At 47.5% G+C, this 2,842-nt stretch carries 2 protein-coding genes; one reads left to right on the top strand and one right to left on the bottom strand.

Annotation, left to right across the window (positions count from 1 at the left end):
• Positions 1-184 precede the first annotated feature (184 nt).
• The gene (locus HY879_07460; protein MBI5603176.1) at positions 185-1,312 is read right to left on the bottom strand and encodes an SPFH domain-containing protein; all 1,128 of its coding nucleotides are present in this window, start codon (positions 1,310-1,312) and stop codon (positions 185-187) included.
• Between the two features lie 475 nt (positions 1,313-1,787).
• Between HY879_07460 and HY879_07455 the strand changes: the two genes are divergently transcribed.
• Positions 1,788-2,842 (top strand): IS110 family transposase (locus HY879_07455; protein ID MBI5603175.1); only part of this gene is annotated, 1,055 nt, incomplete at its 3' end.

Raw genomic sequence — 2,842 nt, 5'->3', positions numbered from 1 at the left:
CTCTTCCAGGGTAACCGGGGCTCCGCATTGAGGGCACTTCAGTTCAACGGCCCAGGAATTATTATAATAAGAGGCGCTTACAGTGCCCATCTGTGAATTTATCTAACCTTTCCACGGTTACGGGCAGTTTGTTGCTGGTTGCTCGATAAAACGAGATACAAGTAACGGATTAACGAGATAAGATTCAAATATCTTTGGCTATTTTTTCACCGCAGTGATTACAAAAAACCGAATGGGGGAGGTTTTCCATTCCGCATTGGGGGCATTTGGGCGCGGGTTTTTTCTCCTGAGCCGGATGCCCGCATCGGGAACAGAATTTTGCCTGGGGGGCCAGATTTTTTCCACATTCCGGACACTGATCCAGGACCACTAATTGATGGCCGCAGGACGGACAGAAACGGGCCTCCTCGGTTATCGGGTTTTTGCATTCCGGGCAATTAAGAAGTACCGGGACTTCTTTTCCCGATTTTCTTAATTGTTCGGCAAAAAGGGCCGGCATCATAAAACCAAGGCCCATCCCCATACCGGCTCCGGCTTCGCCCGGAGACTGGGAGGCCTTCTCCATGGCCATGGCCGCCTTCATTTTAACCAGTCCGTCCAGATCATTTAAAACGGCCAACCGGCTCTGGTCGTCAATCGCCTGCTGCACCTCTTCGGGGGGGGTTATGGAAACGATATAAAGATGGCTCAGGGACAAACCATAATGGGAAAAATCCTCTTCCAATCGCTTTTTAAGCCCGTGCGAAAGCTCCTCATAGCGGGACGGGAGTTTGATCAAGGTATCCAGATTTTCGCCCAGGTGATCGTTCAAACGGGAGACAATGACCCGGTTTAAATATTCTTCGATTTCATCCGTGGTATAAATCCCCTGGGTCCCCACAAGGCTGTTGATAAAAAGGACCGGCTGAATCACCCTTAAGTTAAAAACCCCGTAGGCCCGGAGACGGATCAAACCAAATTCCGAATCCTTAAAAGCCACCGGGTCCCTGGTCCCCCACTTGAGGTTGATAAAGTTCTTCATGTTGACCAGGTAGACCTCGGCCCTTAAAGGACTGGTAAATCCCCAGGGAAGGCTCAGGACCTTGGTCAGGATAGGGATATTGAGCGTGGTCAGGGTGTGTCTTCCCGGGCCAAGGGCGTCGTAGGCCCGGCCATTGTAGAAAAAGACCCCGGCCTGGCTTTCCCGGACCACCAATTGGGCCCCGTATTTGATTTCCCCCGAACCCTGTTCCGGAATGCGATGCACCAGCTCACGACCGGTTTCATCAAACCATTCGATCATCTCCAAAAAAATGACATTATTGGTTCCCATGGCGCGCTCCTTTAGTTCGAAAATAAAGTTCTGAGATCAGGGATCAGGGGTCAGTCAAAGAATAGAGTTGCAGGATGCACGTTTCAAGTTGCAAGGGGAAAAACCTTGAACCCTGTACTTTGCCCATCGCCTTAAAAAATTTTCATGCTTCATGGTGCCCCAGCGGGGCATGCGTAAAAAAACCATTAGTCGTTTAGCGTTCGGCGAAATCAAATTTGATGCGTTCGTAAAAAGCTATGAAACGCCGCTTTGCGGCGCTGTAACCAGAAATAACTTGTCAGAAAAAGACATTTAAGCAATCATACCAGATTGCATCAGGCAAAGACCGGAACGACAATGATGCCCTCGTGCTCGTTAAAAAGCTTGGTATGAAGGACATGGCGACTGTTTCAATGGTGACCTATGATCCCGCTTGGAAGTTTAATCAATTCGCTGTCCTTCACGCCTGATGAATATTTTATCATGGGAGGTATGGTTGAAAAAGAACAAAAACCTAAAAAACATTTCTGAATTTGAACAAATCAATTTTAGTGCCGCCGGAATTGATATCGGCGCTGAAACCCATTATGTTGCGGTCCCAAAAGGTCGAGATCTGAAAGGCCAGGATGTTCGCCATTTCGGTTCATTCACCGCCGATCTTTATGCTTTAGCCGAATGGCTCAAGGAATGCCGAATAGATACCGTAGCTATGGAATCAACCGGTATCTATTGGATTGCCTTGTACGAACTGCTTGAATCTAAAGGATTTGATGTCAAATTGATCAATCCTATGTTTATTAAAAATGTTCCCGGACGCAAGACGGATGTAGTGGATTGCCAGTGGATTCAGCAACTCCACACCTATGGGTTATTGCATGGGTCTTTCCGCCCAGCGGAACAAATCTGTGTTCTTCGAGGCTACTTAAGACAGAGATCTATGCTGGTTTCTTATGCCTCTCATCACATTCAACATATTCAAAAAGCATTGGAACAAATGAATATCAAGCTCAACCGGGTGATTCGGGATATTACCGGAACCACCGGCCTGGGCATCATTCGGGCCATTCTGGACGGGGAGAGAGATCCTGAAAAACTGTCCCAACTCCGTGATCCCCGCTGCAAAAATGATGATAAGACCATCGCCAAAGCTTTGCACGGCAACTGGCGAAAGGAACATCTATTTGCCCTTCAACAAGCAGTAGAGCTTTTTGATTTTTATCAGAAAAAGATTGCCGATTGCGATATTGAAATCGAAAGCCAATTAGCCGGTTTTGATAATCGAAGCCAGGGACAGCCATTAGCCCAATCCCCAAAAACAAACGGACGCAACAAACTGTCGTTTGATGCCCGGTCTCATCTTTACCGAATGACGGGTGTTGATTTGACCCGTATTGATGGCTTGGATGCGTTAACCGTTATAAAAATTATCAGTGAAATCGGCCTGGACATGAGCCGTTGGCCTACAGAAAAACATTTTGCCTCCTGGTTAGGGCTTTCCCCCGGAAGTAAGATCTCCGGTGGAAAGGTATTGAGCGCTAAAACAAAAAAATG

This window comes from Deltaproteobacteria bacterium, assembly GCA_016219225.1.
Taxonomy (GTDB): Bacteria; Desulfobacterota; RBG-13-43-22; order RBG-13-43-22; family RBG-13-43-22; genus RBG-13-43-22.
The sequence above is the reverse complement of the archived record's forward strand: the minus strand, read 5'-3'. Positions and strand labels throughout refer to the sequence as shown.

Excerpts from the sequence above, each read along its gene's own strand:
- HY879_07460 (MBI5603176.1), bottom strand. The coding sequence starts at position 1,312 with ATGGGAACCAATAATGTCATTTTTTTGGAGATGATCGAATGGTTTGAT.